The organism is Hydrogenophaga sp., assembly GCF_035481345.1.
Taxonomy (GTDB): Bacteria; Pseudomonadota; Gammaproteobacteria; order Burkholderiales; family Burkholderiaceae_C; genus Hydrogenophaga.
This window is the reverse complement of sequence record NZ_DATIGV010000024.1, coordinates 1-19458: the sequence shown is the minus strand read 5'-3', so window position 1 is coordinate 19458 and position 19458 is coordinate 1. Positions and strand designations below refer to the sequence as shown.

Sequence of the window (19458 nt, the reverse complement as noted above, 5' to 3'; positions counted from 1 at the left end):
CCTTACCGGTACCCGTAGGTCGCCGCCAGCCGGCGCCCGCGCGCCGTCTGGCGCTCCGATTGCCCTACCACCACCGGTACCGTCAAAAAGTTCACATCAGCCTGGCAATGGCCATTGGCTGCCGGGAACGGCGTCGTTACAGTCGGTTTCGACTGGCGTCATTTTGTATTAGATTCACCGGCTCTGGTTCTACGAGGCGAGGATGGACACGAAAGCTCGAACGGAACCATTGGCGCGGCGCGTGTCCCGTTTGGGTGATTGGCTCGTCCTTGCGGCGCAGGCCTGGCCCGGGCGGCCCGCTCTGGAAACCGCCGATGGCCACACCCTGACGTACCGCGAACTGCTCACGCGCGTGGAGGACAGCGCGCGCCGCTGGAGCGGCGCAGGCGTGCGCCGTGGCGAGCGCATCGCCATTGCCGCCACGCGCTCGGCCGACTCCATCGTCCACATCCTCACCGCCGCTCACCTCGACGTGGGCTACGTGCCTCTGGACCTGGCCTACCCCGCGGAACGCCTGGCCGCCATGCTGGAAGACGCCCGCCCGCGCGCCGTGGTGGGCGAGGAACAGGCCCTGGCCCTGCTGCGCGAACGCGTGGGCGAACTGCCCACGCTGGAGCGGCCCGCTCCCGCCACCACCGGCCTGCACGCGGCCGAGCCCGACCTGGCCTACGTGCTCTTCACCTCCGGCTCCACCGGCCGCCCCAAGGGCGTGGCCATGGGCGAGCGCCCGCTGCGCCACCTCATCGACTGGCACGTGGCGCACGCGCGCCTGGGACAGGCCGCGCGCACCCTGCAGTTCGCGCCGCTGTCCTTCGACGTGCACTTCCAGGAGATCTTCTCCACCGTGGCCACCGGCGGCACGCTGGTGCTGGTGCCCGACGCCCAGCGCCGCGATCCGGCGCTGCTGCACCGCGCGCTGATCGAGCGGCGCATCGAGCGCATCTTCGTGCCCTACGTCGCGCTGCAGATGATCGCCGACGCCTCGCGCGACGAGGCCCCGCGCCACCTGCGCGAGGTGGTGAGCGCGGGCGAGCAGTTGCAGGTGAGCCCGGCCATCCGCTCGATGTTCCTTCGCCTGCCCGGCGCCGAGCTGCACAACCACTACGGCCCCACCGAAAGCCACGTCGTCACCGCGCACGACCTCACCGGCGACCCGGCGCAATGGCCCGAGATCCCCCCCATCGGCAAGGCCCTGCCCCATGTGCAGGTGATGCTGCGCGAGGCGCACGACGACGGCGAAGGCTTCACCGTGGGCGAGCTGCTGCTGGGCGGCGAGACATTGGCCAATGGCTACCTGGGCCGCGCCGACCTGAGCGCCGAGCGCTTCCGCACCGACGTCGCGCCCGGCCAGACCTGGTACGTCACCGGCGACCTCGTGCGCCGCGACGAGCACGGCGCGCTCACCTACCTGGGCCGCGCCGACCAGCAGGTCAAGGTCGACGGCTTTCGCATCGAGCCCGGCGAGATCGAACTCGCGCTGATGGCGCACGAGAGCGTGAAGGAAGCCGTGGTGACCGCACCCGAGCTGCCCGGCGCGGGCCGTCAGCTCGTGGCCCACGTCGTGCTGAACCCCGGCGTGGCCGGCGACGCGGCCAGCCTGTCGCCCCAGTGGCGCCAGCACCTGCGCGCGCGCATGCCCGAGTACATGGTGCCGGTGCGCTACGTGGTGCTCGATCGCCTGCCCGTCACGCCGAGCGGCAAGATCGACCGGCGCAACCTGCCGCTGCCCGTGCTGGACGCCAGCCCGCTGGACACCGGCAACCCGCTCGAACTCGCGCGCCGCCTGTGGTGCGAGCTGCTGGGCGTCGAGCGCATCGCCGACGAGCAGAACCTCTTCGACCTGGGCGCCAAGTCGCTGCTGGTGATGCGCTTCGTGGCCCGCGTGCGCGAGGCCGGCGTGCACACCCTGGGCGTGGCCGACGTGTACGACCGACCCACCCTGGCCGGCATCGCGCAGGCCATGGCCGGCACGGCCAACGCACCGCGCCGCCAGCGCCGGGCGGCGCCCGCCAGCGCCGGTGGCGGCATCGCCATCGTGGGCATGGCCGTGCGCGTGCCGGGCTCGCCCGACCTCGAATCCTTCTGGCGGAACCTGCTCGATGGCCGCGAGGGCATCCGCCACTTCCGCCCCGACGAGCTCGATCCCTCGCTGCCCGATGAGCTGCGCGCGCGCCCGAACTTCGTCGCCGCGCACGGCGCGCTCGACGATGTCGAGCGCTTCGACGCCGCGCACTTCGGCGTCTCCGCGCGCGAGGCCGTGATGCTCGACCCGCAGCAGCGCCTGATGCTGGAGCTCAGCATCACCGCGCTGGAACACGCCGGCATCGACCACACCCGCACCACCGACCGGGTGGGCGTGTACGCGGGCACCGGCAACAACGCCTACGCGCTCGCGCTGCGCCAGGAGAACCCCGAACTCATCCGCCAGGTGGGCGAATTCGCCACCATGCTCGCGAGCGAGAAGGACTACGTCGCCACGCGCATCGCCAACCGCCTCAACCTCAAGGGCCCGGCGATCAGCATCCACACCGCCTGCTCCACCAGCCTGGTGGCAGTGGCACAGGCCTGGCACGCGCTGGCCAGCGGGCAGTGCGACGTCGCGCTGGCCGGCGGTGCCAACGTGCACGCGCCGCAGGCCACCGGCTACCTGCACGTGGAAGGCGGCATGGAATCGGCCGACGGCCACTGCCGCCCCTTCGACGCGCACGCCAGCGGCACCGTGTTCGCCAGCGGCGGCGGCATGGTGGTGCTCAAGCGCCTGGACGACGCCCTCGCTGCTGGCGATACCGTGTATGCGGTGGTGCGCGGCGTCGGCATCAACAACGACGGCGGCGACAAGGCCAGCTTCACCGCACCCAGCGTCACCGGCCAGCTCGAGGCCATCCGCATGGCGCTGGAGCACGCCGACATCGACCCGCGCAGCATCGGCTACGTCGAGGCGCACGGCACCGCCACCGCGCTCGGCGACCCGATCGAGATCAGCGCGCTCAGCAAGGCCTGGGCCGAGGACACCGCCGACACGCAGTTCTGCGCCATCGGCTCGGTCAAGAGCAACATCGGCCACCTGGCCGCCGGTGCCGGCGTGGTGGGCCTGGCCAAGGCCGCGCTCGCGCTGCAGCGCGGCCTCATCCCGGCCACGCTGCACTACACGCAGCCCAACCCGCAGATCGACTTCGCGCGCACGCCCTTCCAGGTGGTGGCGCGCAACACGCCCTGGACCGAGGGCCACGGCGACGCGCCGCGGCGCGCGGCCATCAGTTCCTTCGGCGTCGGCGGCACCAACGCGCACGTGGTCATCGAGGCCGCGCCCACCCCCGCGCCGACCTCGCCGGACGCGGGCACGGACGGCCAGCGCTGGCTGCTGCCGCTCTCCGCCCGCACCGCCGACGAAGCCCTGGCCCGCGCCCGCGCGCTGGCCGAGCACCTGCAGGCCCACCCCGAGCTGCCCCTGCCCGCCGTCGCCGCCACGCTGATGCGCGGACGCCGCGCGATGGCGCACCGCCTGAGCGTGGTCGCGGCCTCCAGCGCGCAGGCCATCGCGGCGCTGCGCGCGGCGAAGTCGACCACGCCCGCGCTCGCCGCGCCGCGCCTGGTCTTCCTGTTCCCCGGCCAGGGCTCGCAACACCCCGGCATGGCGCGCCAGTTGTTCGATGAGGTCCCGGCCTTCGCCGAGACCCTGCAGCGCTGCACCGAGGCGCTCAAGCCCCTGCTCGGCGGCACCGACCTGCTGCCCTGGCTGGTTCAGGCCGACCCGGCCGACGAGACCATCGCGCGCCAACTGGCCGACACGCGCCACGCGCAGCCCGCGCTGTTCGCCATGTCCTGCGCGCTGACGAGCTGGCTCGACAGCCTGGGCGTGAAGCCCGCCGCGCTCATCGGCCACAGCATCGGCGAGTACGCCGCCGCCTGGCACGCGGGCGTGCTCTCGCTCGAGGACGCACTCGCCGCCGTGGTCGCGCGCGGCCAGGCCATGGCCGACCAGCCGCCCGGCGCCATGCTCGCCGTGCGCCTGGGCGCCGATGAACTGCGCGCGCGTCTGCCCGTGGGCATCGACATCGCCGGCATCAACGCCCCCGCCCTCACGGTCGTCGCGGGCCCGTTCGACGCCATCGAATCGCTCGCCAAAGCCCTCGAAGCGGACGACGTGCATTGCACCCGCCTGCGGGTCTCGCACGCCTTCCACAGCGCCAGCATGGACGGCGCGCTGCCACGCGTGCAGGCCGCGCTGGCCCAGGCGCGCCTGAGCGCGCCGCGCCTGCCCGTCTACTCCTGCGTGAGCGGCGCGCCGCTCACCGCCGCCGACGCCACCGACCCCGCCTACTGGGCGCGCCAGGTGCGCGCACCGGTGCGCTTCAGCCAGGCCGTCAACGCCGAACTCGCCCTGGGCGACTGCGTGTTCCTCGAGGTCGGCCCCGGCCAGGCCTTGTCCGCCCTGGTGCGCCAGCACCGCGGCGCGCAGAACGCCGCGCCGCGCTGCCTGGCCCTGCTGGGCCCCGCCAACCAGCCCGGCGAGCCCGCCGCGCACGCGCTCGCCGCCATCGGCGCCTTGTGGAGCGCGGGCGTGGACATCGCCTGGCCCGTGGCCGCCAGCGCCCCGCGCGCGGCCCTGCCCACCTACCCCTTCGGCGGCGAGCGCCACTGGTTCACGCGCCGCGCCCCCGCCGCCCCCCTTTCATCGACCGGTGCTCCCGCACCCCAGCAGGCCCCCATCGCCATGAGCCGTCTACCCGCCGTCGAAGCCGAACTGCAACGCATCCTCAGCGATGTCTCGGGCCTGCCCGCCGACGAGATCACGCCCGACGCCACCTTCGTGGACCAGGGGCTGGACTCGCTGTCGCTGACCCAGGCCACGCTGGAAATCGAGCGCGTGTTCGGCGTCAAGCTGCGCTTCCGCCGCCTGCTGGAAGACCTGGACAACACGCGCAAGCTCGCGGTGCTGCTCGATGCGGAGATGCCGCCCGAGCGCTTCGCGCCGCCGGCACCCGCACCGGTGGCCGCGCCGGTGACCGTCCCGGCCGCCGCGGCCCCCGCCGTCATGGCCCAGGCCGCACTGCCGCAGCCCATGGCCCTCCCGGCGTTCACCGCCGCGCCGTTGGCCGCCGGCCAGGGCGATGCGCTGCACACGCTCATCCAGCAGCAGATGCAGCTCATGTCGCAGCAGCTCGCCCTGCTCGCGGGCGCGCCGGTGGCCCCGGTCGCCGCCGCAACGGTCCCTGTCGCCGCGCCCGTGGCGGCCGCCGCCAGCGTGGCCGCCCCCGTGGCCCGCGCCAGCGCTCCTGCGCCCGCTCCTGTGTCCACCGACAGCGGCGAACAGCCCTCCATCAAGTCCCTGGTCGAGAAGCCCTTCGGCGCCTCGCCCCGCCTCACGCTGCAGGCCGGCCAGGACTTCACGCCCGCGCAGCACCGCTGGATCGACGACTTCATCGCCAAGTACAACGCGCGCACCGCGAAGTCCAAGTCCTTCAGCCAGGACAACCGCAAGGTCATGGCCGACCCGCGCGTGGTCACCGGCTTCAACCCGATGTGGAAGGACCTGGTCTACCCCATCGTCGTGGACCGCTCCAAGGGCGCCAGCCTGTGGGACCTGGACGGCAACGAGTACATCGACCTGCTCTCCTGCTTCGGCGCCAACATGCTCGGCTACCAGCCCGAGTACCTGCTGCAGGCCATGCACGCGCAACTGGACCGCGGCCTGGAGGTCGGCCCGCAGCACCCGCTGTCGGCCGACGTGGCGCACCTCATCTCCCAGTTCACCGGCATGGAGCGCGTGGGCTTCTGCAACACCGGCTCCGAGGCCGTGATGGGCGCCATGCGCATCGCGCGCACCGTCACCGGCCGCAAGAAGATCGCGATCTTCACCAACTCGTACCACGGCATCTTCGACGAGGTCATCGTGCGCGGCACCAAGCAGCTGCGCTCGCTGTCCGCCGCGCCGGGCATCCTGGCCAACGCGGTCGAGAACATCCTGGTGCTCGACTGGAACAGCGAAGAATCGCTGAAGGTTCTGCGCGAGCAGGGGCCGCAGCTCGCGGCCATCATGACCGAGCCGATCCAGAACAAGTACCCCAACATCCGCCCGCGCGAGTTCGTGCGCTCGCTGCGCGAGATCGCCGACCAGAACGGCTGCGCGCTGATCTTCGACGAGGTGGTCACCGGCTTTCGGGTGGCGCGCGGCGGCGCGCAGGAGTTCTACGGCGTGCGCGCCGACATCGCCACCTTCGGCAAGGTCATCGGCGGCGGCCTGCCCTTCGCCGCCATTGCCGGCAACGCCAACTGGCTCGACGCACTGGACGGCGGCCACTGGCAGTACGGCGACAACTCCTACCCCGAAGCGGGCGTCACCTACTTCGCCGGCACCTTCGTGCGCCACCCGCTGGCCCTGGCGGCCGCCAAGGCCTCGCTGGAGCACATCGACCGCGCGGGCCCGGCCTTCTACACCGAGATCAACGCGCGCACGCAGCGCATGATCGACCGGCTCAATGCCGGCTTCGCGCAGCGCGGCGCGCCCTGCAGCGCGGTGAACTGCGCCTCCATCTGGCGCCTGCACTGGGACGACGGGCAGAAGAACGTCAGCCTCTTCTACTACCTCATCCGCCACCTGGGCCTGCACGTGTACGAGCAGTTCGGCCACTTCGTGACCGAGGCCATGACGGAGGAGATCACCACCCGCATCGCCGACACCATCCTGAAGGCGCTGGACGAGTTGATGGCCCTGGGCTTCATCACCCGCCGCGACGGCGGCTCGCCCGGCGGTGGCCTGCCCCTGGACGCTGCGCCGAACGCGTCGGCCACGCCCACCCCCACCGAAGCCGCGCTCGCCCCCGGCCAGACCGAGCGCTGGTTGGTCGGCGCCTTCGACGACAACGCGCGCCGCGCGCTCAACGAATCCTTCTGCGTGAGCCTGCAGGGCGAGGTCGACAAGGCCGCGCTGCGCCAGGCCCTGCAGGACGTGGCCACGCGCCACGCCGCCTTCCATGTGAGCTTCGACGTCAGCGAGCCGCGCCAGAGCCTGCGTCCCGCGCAGCCCGTCGCCATCGCCGAGGTGGACCTGCGCCACGAGGCCGACGCCGATGCCGCGCTCGACGCCTTCTGCACCCAGGCCAGCCGGCGCGACTTTCCCTTCGACCAGGCCCCGCTCGCCGCCTTCAGCCTGCTCGATCTGTCCGACGGCCGCGTGGTGGTGCACGTGGTCGCCAGCCACCTGATCTTCGACGGCTGGGCCTCCAGCGTCTTCAACGCCGAACTCGCCGAGGCCTACCAGGCCCGCCGCCAGGGCATGGCCCCCGCCTTTGCCAAACCCGCCGAGTCGCCCCTGGCTTTCGCCATCGCCGAGCAGGCGCGCCAGGACAGCGCGCAAGCGAAAGAAGCGCTGGAGTTCTGGACCGGCGTGATGCGCCAGCCCCCCGCGCCGGTGAACCTGGGCGACCGAAGTCCGGACGGGCGCCGCCAGTTCAGCGCCGACACCGTGCGCGTGCGCATCGAGGGCGCGCGGCTCGACCAGTTGCGCCAGCGCGCCAAGGCGCGCGGCGCCACCCTGTTCCAGTGGCTGCTCACTGCCGTCACGCGCCTCATCCACGAGCGCAGCGGCCAGGGCGAGTTCGTCGTCAGCATCCCCTACGCCAGCCAGTCGCTGCAGCGCCACGGCCCGCTCATGGCCGATGGCGTGCTCGACCTGCCGCTGCGACTGTCGTGCTCGCCGCAGGACACCGATGAGGCGCTGCTCACGCGCGTGCGCTCGCACCTCATGGATGCCTTGGAGTACCCGGTCATGACGCAGGGCACCCTGGCCCGCGCCCTGGGCCTGCCCAGCCGCGGCGACCGCCCGCCGCTCACCGGCATCTACTTCAACCTCAACCCCAAGGTCGATCTCTCGGGCTACCTGCCGCTGCGCGCCGCCATGCACGAAGGCCGCAAGCAGGGCCTGCTGGCCGAGCTGTTCTTCAACTTCTACGAGCAGGACGCGGCCCTCACGCTGGACCTGCACCACAGCGCCGAGTTCTTCAGCCTGGCGCGCGCGCAGGCGCTCGTGGACGGCCTGCTGGCGCAGATCGACCGGCTCAATGGCGCGCCCGCGCTGAGCACGCCCGCCGCGAGCGCCACCACACCGACGGCCGCGCGCGCGCCGATGAAAGCCGCCACCCCCGCCATCGACCCGCGAATCACCGCCTGGAACCGCGCCACCGACGTGCCCTTTGACGTCACCACGCGCGTCGAAGCCTCCATCAGCCGGCAGGCGCAGGCCACGCCCGACGCCGTCGCCGTCATCGCGCGCGGCAGCTCGCTCACGTACGCGCAGCTCGAACAACGCGCCAACCGCTTCGGCCAACTGCTCGCTCAGCGCGGCATCGGCCCCGGCGCCCTGGTGGGCGTGTGCCTCTCGCGCGGCCCCGAACTCGTGCCCGCGCTGCTGGGCATCCTGAAAACCGGCGCCGCCTACGTGCCGCTGGACCCGAACTTCCCCAAGGACCGCCTGAGCTACATGGCCGAGGACGCCGAGCTGCGCCTGGTCATCACCGAATCCGCCCACGCCGCGCTCGCCGGCCTGCCGCGTGAACAGCAACTGCGTGTCGACGACGACCGCGCGCTCATCGACGCCGCTCCCGCCACCCCCTTGCCCGCGCCGCACAACCCCAGCGGCGACGCGCCGGTGTACGTGATCTACACCTCCGGCTCCACCGGCAAGCCCAAGGGCGTGGCCGTGCCGCAGCGCGCCGTCAGCAACTTCCTCATGACCATGCAGCGCGAGCCCGGCCTCACCGCCAGCGACCGCCTGCTCGCCGTCACCACCCTGTCCTTCGACATCGCGGTGCTGGAGCTCTACCTGCCCCTGGTCACCGGCGCGTGCACCGTGCTCGCGCAGCGCGAGGAGATCATGGACGGCGAGGTGCTCGGCCGCCTCATCGCCGATCAGCGCATCAACGTGATGCAGGCCACCCCCACCACTTGGCACATGCTGCTCGACACCGACTGGCACGCGCCCGCGAACTTCCGCGCCCTGTGCGGTGGCGAGCCGCTGCCGCCCTCGCTGGCCGCCAGGCTGCTGGCCGAGAAGATCGAGCTGTGGAACATGTACGGCCCGACCGAGACCACCGTCTGGTCCACGCTCAGCCGCATCACCGACGCCACGCAGAAGATCAGCATCGGCCACCCCATCGCCAACACCCAGGTCTGGGTGCTCGACGAACAGGGCCAGCCCTGCGGCATCGGCCAGGAGGGCGAGCTCTGCATCGGCGGCACCGGTGTGGCCAACGGCTACTTCAAGCGCCCCGAACTCACGGCCGAGCGCTTCGTGCCCGACCCCTTCAGCGCCGTGCCCGGCGCCCGCCTCTACCGCACCGGCGACCTGGCCCGCTGGCTCGACAACGGCGGCCTGGAGCACCTGGGCCGCCTGGACTTCCAGGTCAAGATCCGCGGCTACCGCATCGAACTCGGCGAGATCGAGGCCCGCCTGGCCGCGCTGCCCGGCGTCGCGCGCACCGTCGTCATGGCGCGCGAGGACACGCCGGGCGACGTGCGCCTGATCGCCTACGCCGTGCCGACTGCCAGTTCTGCCGGCGCCACCCCCGAGCCCGCCGCCCTGCGCAACGCCCTGCGCGGCGGCCTGCCCGACTACATGCTGCCCCAGCAGGTGGTCCTGCTCGATGCCCTGCCGCTGCTGCCCAACGGCAAGATCGACCGCAAGGCCCTGCCCGCGCCCGTGGCCACGGCGCCGCTGGCCAGCGGCCCGCTCACGGCCGCCGCCACCGACACCGAACGCGTGGTGCTGGACGCCATGCAGACCGTGCTCAAGCTGCCCGCCATCGGTGCCGACGAGGACTTCTTCGCGCTCGGCGGCCACTCGCTGCTGGCGGCCAAGCTCATGGGCCAGCTCAACAAGGGCCTGGGCCTGCAGCTCAACCTGCGCGTGCTGTTCGAATCGCCCACGGTGCAGAAGCTGGCGCGGGCCATCGACGAGCAGCGCGGCGGCAAGGCCCCGCAGCGCCCGCCGCTGGTGCACCAGCCCGAGCGCCGCCAGGCCCCGCTCACGCTCATGCAGGAGCGCATCCGCTTCATCGAGGAGATGCACCCGGGCCGCGTGGTCTACAACGTGCCCTCGGCGCACCGCCTGCGCGGGCCCATGGACGAAGCGCTCTTCGACCAGGCCTTCCAGGCCATGGTGCGCCGCCAGGCCTCGCTGCGGACCATCGTCGTGCGCGACGGCGACACCTGGGTGCAGCGCACGCTGGACCACGTGCCCTGCTCGCTGCTGCCCGTCGAGGACCTGAGCCACGTGCCCGACGCCCGGCGCGAGGAGGCCATGGCCGACCTCGTCACCACCTGGGTGGCCCAGCCCTTCTCGCTGGATCAGGCGCCGCTCTTTCGCGCGCGCCTCATCCGCCTGGACGCGCAGCACCACATCTTCTTCTTCATGACCCACCACGTGGTCTGGGACGGCTGGTCCTTCGACCTGCTGTACGAGAACATGAGCGCGTTCTACTCGGCCCTGCTGGAGCGGCGCGAACCCGTGCTGCCCGCCATGCCGCTGCAGTACGTGGACTTCGCCGCCTGGCACAACGAGTGGATGCAGGGCGAAGAGATCGCCGGCCAGCTCGACCACTGGCAGCGCCAGTTCCTCAAGCGCCCCGTGCCGGCCGCCCTCACCGACCTGCCGCGCCTGCCCGGCGCGCAGCGCGTGGGCTCCACCGAGTACATGCGCATCGAATCCGCCGACGCCGAGCGTGTGCGCGAAGTGGCCAAGCAGACCGGCTCCACGCTGAGCATCGTCGCGCTGTCGGTCTACGCGGTGCTGGCCTCGCAACTGCTGCACGACCCGGAGCCCACCATCGGCGTGCCCGTGCGCGGCCGCCCGCACCCGGACCTGGAGCCCATCATGGGCTTCTTCAACAACATGCTGCCGGTGCGCCTGGCCGTGCGCCCCGAGATGAGCTGGCTGGAGTGGATCAAGCACGTGCGCGCCACCATGGTGGACGCCTTCGCCAACCAGGACGTGCCCTTCGAACGCTTGTCGGCCGCGCTGGAGACCGCGCAGCCGGGCCTGCACGGCCGGCTCTACCAGGCCCTCTTCACCTTCCAGGACGCGCGCGCGCGCCCCGGCAACTGGGGCCCGCTCACGCACGAGCGCACCCGCTTCAAGCACCGCGGCGCCACCGAAGACCTGAACTTCTGGCTGGTGGAAATCGCTGCCGGCATCGAAGGCGGCATCCAGTACGACACGCAGCTCTTCCTGCCCAGCACCGCGCAGTTGCTGCGCGAGCGCTTCCTGACCACGCTGATGGGCCTGGCCGAGAACCCGAACCGCCGCGTCGCCGAGGCGCTGGCGCCCAGCGCCGCCGACCTGGAACGCCTGCGCGCGCTCGACGCCGCACCCGTCAGCGGCCACGACCTGCTCAAGGCCCTGGCCCGCAGCGACGGCGCGGCCCTGCTGCGCCTGGGCACGCAGGCACTGGACGGCCACGCCTTGCAAGCCCGCGTGGCCGCCGCGCGCGACGCATTGGGCGCGGGCAGCGGCCCCGTCGACATCGCCACGGCCGAGCCCCTCGACGCCCTGGCCACCGCCCTGGCGGCCTTCGCCGCGAACCGCGCCGTGCGCTGGCCTGGCGCGCCCGCCGGTGCCACGCTCGACGCGCGCCGCTGGAGCGACACCGTGGAAGCCCTGGCCACGCAGGTGCAACTGCTGCCCGGCGACCGCCTGATCGCGCACGGCGGCCCGCCCGGCCTGCAACTGGCCCTGCTCGGCCTGGCCCTGCGCCACGGCGTCGAACTCGTGCTGCAGGGGCCGGGCCCGCTCGCCGCGCCACAGGCCCTGGAGGCACTGCACGCCGACCACACCGCCCTGGTCTTCGCCGACGCCAACACCTGGGCCGCGCTGCTGCAGGCCAACGCCGGCCATGCGCTCTCGCTCATCGCCGCGCTCGACGTGCGCGAGACCAGCCCCGAACTGATGCAAGGCCTGGCCGACACCCAGGCCAGCGCGCTCAACCTGGCCATCGACCACGCCACCGGCCTGCCGCTGGCCATGGCCTGGGCGCATGGCCCAGCGGACCACGACAACTTCGGCAAACCCCTGCTGCGCGACACCCTGCGCGTCGGCGAAACCGCGGAGCGCCTCGCCGCCATCGGCGTGAGCGCGCCGCTGTGGACCCGCGGTGCCGACGGCGCCTGGCGCGCCAGCGGCCTGCTCGCCCGCTGGCGCTCCGACGGCGTGCTGCAGCGCATCGGCGAGGACGGCGCGCACGCCTCGCTGGCGGGCGAACGCATCGCGCTTGAGGCCCTGGAACAGGACATCGCCCGGCTGCCCCTGGTGGCCCGTGCCGCCACCGCCCTGCAAGTGGACGCCCAGGGCGCGCGCCGCCTGCTGCTGGGCCTGGAGCCCGAGGCCAACCTGCAGGACGCCGGCCTGGACGCCCTGCTGCAGCGCGTGGACCAACGCCTGGCGCAACTCGTGCCCTCGGCCGCGCGCGCGCACGTCGAGGTGCGGTGCTGCGAACGCCTGGCCACCACCGCCGACGGCCGCTTCGCCCCCAGTGCCTCGCGCCTGCGCCGCCGCGACAGCGCCGCTTCGGCCGCCGACCACTTCCAGGGCACGCCCACCGAGCGCGAGATCTTCCTGGTCTGGAGCGAGCTGCTGGGCACCACCGCCATTCGCCGCAGCGACAACTTCTTCGACCTCGGCGGCACCTCGCTGAGCGCGATGCAGGCCGTGCAGAAACTCGAAAAGCGCATCGGCAAGCAGGTGAGTCCGCGCCGCTACGTGTCGGAAACCCTGGCGCAATTGGCGGCCGCCTACGACGGCACCGCGACCCAGGCCCCGAGCGCCACCGGCGCCGACGCGGCGCCCGCCGCCAACAAAACCGGCGGCGGCCTGATGTCCCGGCTGCGGCGTCTGGTGCAGGGCGCGTGACAGCAATGAGCGCGCAGGCCTGTTACCGTCGGCACCCATGACGATCTCGATCAGGCACTTCGGCCGCTGGGACCGGCCGATGGTGGGCGTTCACGTGGCGGCCGACGGCGGCGCCCGTGCGCGCGCCCGCTTCCTGCTCTGCCGCCCCCTCGGCCAGGAAGCCGTGCGCAGCGCGGCCGTCTTCCGCGTGGCCGGCGAACGGCTCTCGCGCGAGGGCGTCGAATCCCTGCGCTTCGACTACCACGGCACCGGCGACTCGCCCGGCGACGAGTCCGCCCAGTCGCTGGACGACTGGGTGCAGGACACCCTGGCCGCACATGAACTGCTGGCGGGCGACGGCGAACTGCCCGTGCACTGGTTCGGCATGGGCCTGGGCGCGGTCACCGCCCTGCGCGCCGCCCTGCTGGCCAGGCACCCGCCGCGCCACCTCGTCCTGTGGGAGCCCGTGTTCAAGGGCAGCGACTACCTCGACGCGCTCGTCGCCGGCCACAAGGCCGAACTGTCCATGATGTTCGCCCAGCCCTGGGAACAGATCGCCGGCAGCGGCAAGGTGGCCGAGCCCACCGTGCCCGGCGACGTGCTGGGCTTCGAACTCGGCGATCGCCTGGTCGCCGAGCTGCGCGCCCTGCCCGAGCTCAACGTGCTGCCCGCGCTGCGCCGCGGCCTGCGCATCACCTGCGCCGTGCGCGGCGACCAGCCCCATCCCTTCAACGGCCACGCGGGCCTGCCCACACTCACGCTGCACACCGTCGAACACCCCACCGACTGGATGTCCAGCCAGGCCATGGGCACCGCCATCGCGCCGCCCGACATCCCGCGGGTGCTTCTCTCCACACTGAATTGAGCATGCAGGAGCAGACCCGCATCGTCGGTGCCGAAGGCCACCTCGTCGCCACCTTCACCCCGGCACAGGGCGCGCCCGGCGCGGCGGCACCCGTCATCGCCGTGCTCAGCAACTCCGGCGTCATCCCGCGCAGCGGGCCGCACCGCATCAACGTGCTGCTGGCGCGCGAACTCGCGGCCATGGGCATTCCCTCGGTGCGCTTCGACATGAGCGGCCTGGGCGACAGCCAGCGCAGCGAGAGCACGCGCTCCGTCACCGAGCAATGGGTGGCCGATACGCGCGAGGTGATGGACGCCGCGCAGGCGCAGTTCGGCTGCGCGCGCTTCTTCATGGTGGGCCTGTGCTCGGGCGCCATCATCGGCCACCTGGTGGCGCTGCAGGACGAGCGCATGCGCGGCGTGCTGCTGTGGGACATGTACGCCTACCCCACGCTGCAATCGCGCCTGCGCAAGCTGGCCTTCAAGATCGGGCGCGCGGGGCTCCTCGGCTCGACGCAGAAGGCGGGCGTGATGCTGCTGCGCAAGCTGCGCCTGCTGCCACCCGACGACGCACCCGCCAAGCCCAAGGGTGAGATGTCGGTCTCGCCGCCCAAGGAAGAATTCATGGGCCGCGTCGACCGGCTCACGAACCAGGGCGTGGAACTGCTGTTCGCCTACTGCGGCGGGCAGCCCGAGTGGTTCAACCACCGCGGCCAGTTCGCGGCCATGTTCGCGGGGCAACCCTGGCTGCCAAAGGTCTCGTTCGAACTGCTGGAGACGACGGACCACCTGATCACGAGCGGGCCGGCGAAACGGGCCTTCATCGACATGACGACGGGGTGGGTGAAGGAGCGGGTGTTGCCGGGGCCGGGACGTCACTCGTAATGCGTCCACAGGCGAAGGACGCGGACCACCCGCTCCTTGGCGAAGACTTCGTAGACCAGCCGGTTGTGGATGTTGATCCGCCGCGAGTAGGCACCGGCGAGATCACCCACCAGCTTTTCGAAGGCCGGCGGATTCTGAAATGGATCCTTCTCGAGGATCGCCAGCAGCTCTTCGACTTTCGGCTTGAGTCCCGCTGCCTTGACCTTCTTCGCGTCCTTGAGCGCCTGCTTCGCGTAGGCCAGCTCCCACTTCACCATTTCAGTTCGCGGGCGCTCTTGGACAAGGGCTCGGCCATGCCTTTGCGGATGGACTCACGCATGCCCGGCACGGACAGCAGGTGCATCGTTTCCTGAATGGCGGCCCAGTCTTCTGCCGACACCAGAACGGCAGACGCGTTCTTGCCGGCGATGATGACGGGTTGATGCGACTCGGTCGTCTGGTCGATCAGTCGATAGAGATTGGCGCGCGCGGCGGATGCGGTCAATACGTTCATGGAAGGCTCCAAAAGGCACGAAAGCGTACGTTTTTACGCACGCTTTGTCAAGAAGTAACAGAGCCCGCTCTATGCGTCAGCACCAAGACAGCAGCGCTTCGTCGCAATGCTCTCACATGGTTGTTTCGTCATCCACTTCTGCCGGTGCTTTTGCCACATCCCAGAGGAAGACGAGGAACAGCGCCCTCGCCTGCCCATGCGCTACAAAAACCCCGCCTCCCCCATCCACCGCCTCACCAACCCCACCAACCTCTGCTGGCTCGCCAGCGTCGTGAACGTGTGGTCGCAGCGGTCGAAGTACTCGATCAGCAGTTTGCCCTTGAAATCCAGCGAGGGAAACGCGTCCTGCAGTTGCCCGCGGTAGTTGTGCTGGCGTTCGCGGTCGGAGGTGAGCACCGCGAGGAACTGCGCACCGTTGCCCAGCGCGCGTCCGTAGGCGTTCTCCAGGAAGGCGCGCACCTGCGGGTGTTCCAGCGTCACGGCCGGGCGGGCAGCGGCCATGTCGACGGGCGCGTTGTCCTCACCGTCCGGCAAGGCCTGCGCGCGGCGCCGCTTCAGCAGCTTCCACAGCGGGTGCCGGCCCATCGCCACGTTCTTCCAGGTGCGCAGGCTCAGCAGCCGGCCCGAGTAGTGCTTGACGTAATAACCCGTGGTGCGCGGGATGGAGGGGTCGAGCAGGGCCACGCCCACCACGCGCGGGTCGGTCGAGGCATAGATCACCGAGTGGTCCGCACCTGAGCACAGGCCCATCAGCACCACGCGCTTCACCTGCCGCGTCGCTTGCAAGGTGTCGATGATTTCGCGGATGTCGGCCATGGTCGCGTCCAACGGGGCCGAGCCGTCCTCGCGCGGGGCGCTGTCGCCCAGGCCCGAGAGGTCCACGCGCAGCACCGCAAAGCCATCGGCCGACAAGGCACGGGCCAATGACACGTGCAGCCGGTTGGGCCCCACGCGGTGGATGATGCCGGCATTGAGGATGATGACGAAGGGCGGGTCCTCGCGCGCGGGCGCGCCATCGGCCGGGGGCAGCGGCGGCGTGATGACGCCGACCAGGCCCTTGTTTTGGCCCAGCAGCAGTGTCTGTTCGGCGGCGTGGGGCTGGTTCATGTCACCGCCCAGTCCACCACGCGGCGCAGCAGCTTCACCGGCACGGCGCCCGCGCCCGAGTGCCGGTCCTCCAGCCACGCGGCTTGCACCTCGATGGATTCGACGGCCGAGCCATCGCCCGGCGGCAAGGCCGCGCCCAGCGCGCGCCAGGCCTCGCGCTGTTGGCTCACCACGGCGAGCGTGCGCGCCGGCCAGGTGGGCGCGGGGTTCAGCAGATCGATGCCCTCGATGTCGCGCACCAGGGCCTCATGCATGGAAAAACCCAGCAGTTCGGCAGCGCCGTCGCTCAGGCCGCGCGTGCGCAGCGCCTGCGCGTGCAGCTCGCGCAATTCGGCCAGGTGCTCACGCCCGCTGAGCACCGGGTCCCACAGCACCAGCCCGTCCACGTCGCGCCGGCGTTTGGCGGCCGCGCGCGCGGCCAGCGTGGCGCCCAGGCGCAGGCCCACCAGCGTCACGCGCTGCAGGCCCGCGGTGTCCTTCAGTTCGTCGATGGCGGTCTGCACGTCCTCGATCCAGCCGTCGATGCGCGCCTCGCCCATGTCGCCGGCCGAGTCGCCGGTGCCGTGGTAGTCGAAGCGCAGCACGTGCACGCCCGCCTCGCCCAGCCACTTGCCGAGCTGGGCCATGCTGCGGTGCGCGCGCAGGTACTCCGCGCCCCAGGGCGCGCACAACACCGCGCCGCGCGCGCGCCCACCGGTGGCGTGCGCGGGTGTGTAGAGCCCGAACAGGCGGCGCGAGCGCTCGCCGAAGTACAGGGGTGTCATGCCTTGAGCACCCCCTTGCCAGCCGCGGCCGAGGCGACCACCTGGCGCAGGTTCTGGAAGAACAGGGTGCGCGCGTCCATGCGCCAGCCCAGCTTCTGCTCCACGGCCAGCACCACGCGCAGCGAGAGCAGCGAGTGTCCGCCGAGTTCGAAGAAGTTGTCTTCCGCGCCCACGCGCTCCACCTTCAAGATGTCGCGCCAGATCTCGGCCATGGTCTGTTCGGCGCCACCCTCGGGCGGCACGTAGTGGCGCGCGGCCTGCACCGCGTTCTTGAACGGGTCGGGCAGCGCGGCGCGGTCGACCTTGCCGTTGGGCGTGAGCGGGATCGCGTCCACCGCCGCCACCACGGACGGGATCATGTAGTCGGGCAGGTCGCGGCGCAGGTGGCGGCGCACGTCGCTGGCGGTCAGGTCGGCGCCCGGCGCGAAGACGATGTAGGCCACCAGGCGCAGGTCGCCGGGCGCGGCCTCGCGGCCCATCACCACGGTCTGCTGCACGGCCTCGTGCGTGGCCAGGCGGGCCTCGATCTCGCCGAGCTCGATGCGGAAACCGCGGATCTTGACCTGGTGGTCGAACCGGCCCAGGTGGTGCAGGCGGCCCTCGGCGTCCCAGCGCGCGAGGTCGCCGGTGCGGTAGAGGCGCGCGCCGGCTTGCGACGAAAACAGGTCGGCCACGAAGCGCTCGGCCGTGAGCTCGGGGCGCTGGTGGTAGCCCAGGGCCACGCCGGCGCCACCGATCCACAGCTCGCCGGGCACGCCCACGGGCAGGGGCTGCTGGTGCGCGTCGAGCACGTAGACCTGGGTGTTGGCGATGGGCCGGCCGATGGTGACCGGCGCGGGCGACGGCGCCACGCGCTCGGCGGTGGACCAGATGGTCGTCTCGGTGGGGCCGTACAGGTTCCAGAGCTGGTCCACGCGCGCGAGCAGCGCGTCGGCCAGCTCGCGCGGCAGGCCTTCGCCGCCGCAGAAGGCGCGCAGGTTCGGCGAACCCTTCCAGCCCGATTCGATGAGCAGCCGCCAGGTGGCGGGCGTGGCCTGCAGCACCGTGGCGCCACAGGCCTGCAGCGCCTCGGCCAGGTCCAGCCCGTCGCTCGCGGTCTCGCGCGAGAGCAGCTCCACGCGCGCGCCCACCAGCAGCGGCAGGTAGAGCTCCAGGCCGGCGATGTCGAAAGAGATGGTGGTGACGGCGGCCACCACGTCGCCGTCCGTGAGGCCGGGTGCCTCGCGCATCGAGCCGAGGAAGTTGCTCAGCCCGCCGTGTGACACCACCACGCCCTTGGGGCGGCCGGTGGAGCCCGAGGTGTAGATCACGTAGACCGGGTCGCTTGGCGCGGCGTTTCCGTCGAGGTCCTCGCTGTCCAGCGCCTGCAGCACCGCGGCCTCGCGCGCCGGGTCGAACACGCGCACACCGGGTGGCGCGTCCACCGCGTCGGCCGCTTCGCCGGTGGTGAGCAGCACCGTGGCGCCGCTGTCCTCCAGCATGTAGGCCAGGCGCTCGGCGGGGAAGCCCGGGTCCAGCGGCACGTAGGCGCCACCGGCCTTCTGCACCGCGAGCAGGGCCACCAGCATGTCCAGCGATCGCTCGATGCACACGCCCACGCGCACCCCGGGGGCCACGCCCAGCGCGCGCAGCTGCCGCGCCCACTGGTTGGCGCGGCGGTTGAGCTCGCCGTAGCTCAGCGAGGCGCCCTCGAAGCCCGCGGCCACGCGGTCCGGCGCGCTCGCCACCTGGCGCTCGAACTGGCGCACGAAGGGCGCGGTGTCGAGCGATCGCGCGGTGTCGTTGAAGTCCACCAGGATCTGCCGGCGCTCGTCGGCCGTGAGCAGCGGCAGGCGGCTGATCGGCGCGTCGCCCTGCTCCACCACGGCGCGCAGCAGGGTCTGCAGTTGCGAGGCCAGGCGCTGCATGTGCGCGGCGGAGTACAGGTCGCTGCGGTACTCCAGGCTGCACAGGGTGCGACCCTCGTGCTCACGCGCGAACCAGGTGATCTCGTTGAGCGCGCCACCGCTGTGCACGGCCACGTCGCCCTGTCCGCCAGCGGCACCGCCGGCCTGGTGGTAGACCACGGCGAGCTGGAACAGCGGCGAGTGCTGGAAGCTGCGCACCGGGCGCACGCGCTCCACCACGGCCTCAAAGGGCGTCTCGCGGTGCGCGTGCGCGTCCAGCAGGGCGCCGCGCGCGCGGGCCAGCAGTTCGGTGAAATCCGGGTCGTCGGCCATGCGCAGGCGCAGCACCAGCAGGTTCACGAAGGGGCCGATGAGGTCCTCGAACTCGGCGCGCTCGCGCACGCCCATGGGGCTGCCGATGAGCACGTCGCCCTGCCCCGTGTGCGCGCGCAGCAGCGCGGCGCTGGCGGCCAGGAAGGCCATGTAGACGGTGGCGTGGCGCTCGTGCACCCAGCGCTTGAGTGCGGCGCTGAAGGCCGCGTCGAACTCGAAGTCCACCGTGGCGCCGCGCGCGGGCGCGTCGCTGGCCGGCAGGTCGGG

Annotated in this window: 8 protein-coding genes; 3 read left to right on the top strand and 5 right to left on the bottom strand. The window is 72.1% G+C overall.

Annotated features, from left to right (window positions below; genetic code table 11):
- Positions 1 to 241 precede the first annotated feature (241 nt).
- Genes VLG41_RS02435 through VLG41_RS02425 form a run of 3 tightly spaced genes read left to right on the top strand, consistent with a single transcriptional unit; the run spans position 242 to position 14608 of the window.
- Positions 242 to 12901: a non-ribosomal peptide synthetase/type I polyketide synthase gene (locus VLG41_RS02435; RefSeq protein WP_325347809.1), complete on the top strand. Its 12660-nt coding sequence runs from the start codon at positions 242 to 244 to the stop codon at positions 12899 to 12901.
- Between the two features lie 37 nt (positions 12902 to 12938).
- Positions 12939 to 13745: a serine aminopeptidase domain-containing protein gene (locus VLG41_RS02430; RefSeq protein WP_325347808.1), complete on the top strand. Its 807-nt coding sequence runs from the start codon at positions 12939 to 12941 to the stop codon at positions 13743 to 13745.
- A gap of 2 nt (positions 13746 to 13747) precedes the next feature.
- Positions 13748 to 14608, top strand: a complete 861-nt coding sequence (locus VLG41_RS02425; protein ID WP_325347807.1) for a serine aminopeptidase domain-containing protein — start codon at positions 13748 to 13750, stop codon at positions 14606 to 14608.
- On the opposite strand, the gene VLG41_RS02420 is transcribed toward VLG41_RS02425, so the two are convergent.
- The 5 genes from VLG41_RS02420 to VLG41_RS02400 all read right to left on the bottom strand — a co-directional run.
- Positions 14599 to 14865: a Txe/YoeB family addiction module toxin gene (locus VLG41_RS02420; RefSeq protein ID WP_325347806.1), complete on the bottom strand. Its 267-nt coding sequence runs from the start codon at positions 14863 to 14865 to the stop codon at positions 14599 to 14601. The genes VLG41_RS02425 and VLG41_RS02420 overlap by 10 nt on opposite strands.
- Positions 14859 to 15101 (bottom strand): type II toxin-antitoxin system Phd/YefM family antitoxin, encoded by a 243-nt coding sequence (locus VLG41_RS02415; protein ID WP_325347805.1) that lies wholly within the window; start codon positions 15099 to 15101, stop codon positions 14859 to 14861. The genes VLG41_RS02420 and VLG41_RS02415 overlap by 7 nt, the downstream gene beginning before the upstream one ends.
- 201 nt (positions 15102 to 15302) lie before the next feature.
- Positions 15303 to 16208, bottom strand: coding sequence for an alpha/beta fold hydrolase (locus tag VLG41_RS02410; RefSeq protein ID WP_325347804.1), 906 nt, complete (start codon positions 16206 to 16208; stop codon positions 15303 to 15305).
- Positions 16205 to 16972, bottom strand: coding sequence for a serine aminopeptidase domain-containing protein (locus tag VLG41_RS02405; RefSeq protein WP_325347803.1), 768 nt, complete (start codon positions 16970 to 16972; stop codon positions 16205 to 16207). Before VLG41_RS02405 ends, VLG41_RS02410 begins: the two co-directional genes overlap by 4 nt.
- Positions 16969 to 19458, bottom strand: a 2490-nt coding sequence (locus VLG41_RS02400; protein WP_325347802.1) for an amino acid adenylation domain-containing protein, incomplete at its 5' end; no start/stop codon positions are given. The genes VLG41_RS02405 and VLG41_RS02400, both read right to left, overlap by 4 nt.

Excerpts from the sequence above, each read along its gene's own strand:
- VLG41_RS02430 (WP_325347808.1), top strand. The coding sequence starts at position 12,939 with ATGACGATCTCGATCAGGCACTTCGGCCGCTGGGACCGGCCGATGGTG.
- VLG41_RS02425 (WP_325347807.1), top strand. The coding sequence starts at position 13,748 with ATGCAGGAGCAGACCCGCATCGTCGGTGCCGAAGGCCACCTCGTCGCC.
- VLG41_RS02420 (WP_325347806.1), bottom strand. The coding sequence starts at position 14,865 with ATGGTGAAGTGGGAGCTGGCCTACGCGAAGCAGGCGCTCAAGGACGCG.
- VLG41_RS02415 (WP_325347805.1), bottom strand. The coding sequence starts at position 15,101 with ATGAACGTATTGACCGCATCCGCCGCGCGCGCCAATCTCTATCGACTG.
- VLG41_RS02410 (WP_325347804.1), bottom strand. The coding sequence starts at position 16,208 with ATGAACCAGCCCCACGCCGCCGAACAGACACTGCTGCTGGGCCAAAAC.
- VLG41_RS02405 (WP_325347803.1), bottom strand. The coding sequence starts at position 16,972 with ATGACACCCCTGTACTTCGGCGAGCGCTCGCGCCGCCTGTTCGGGCTC.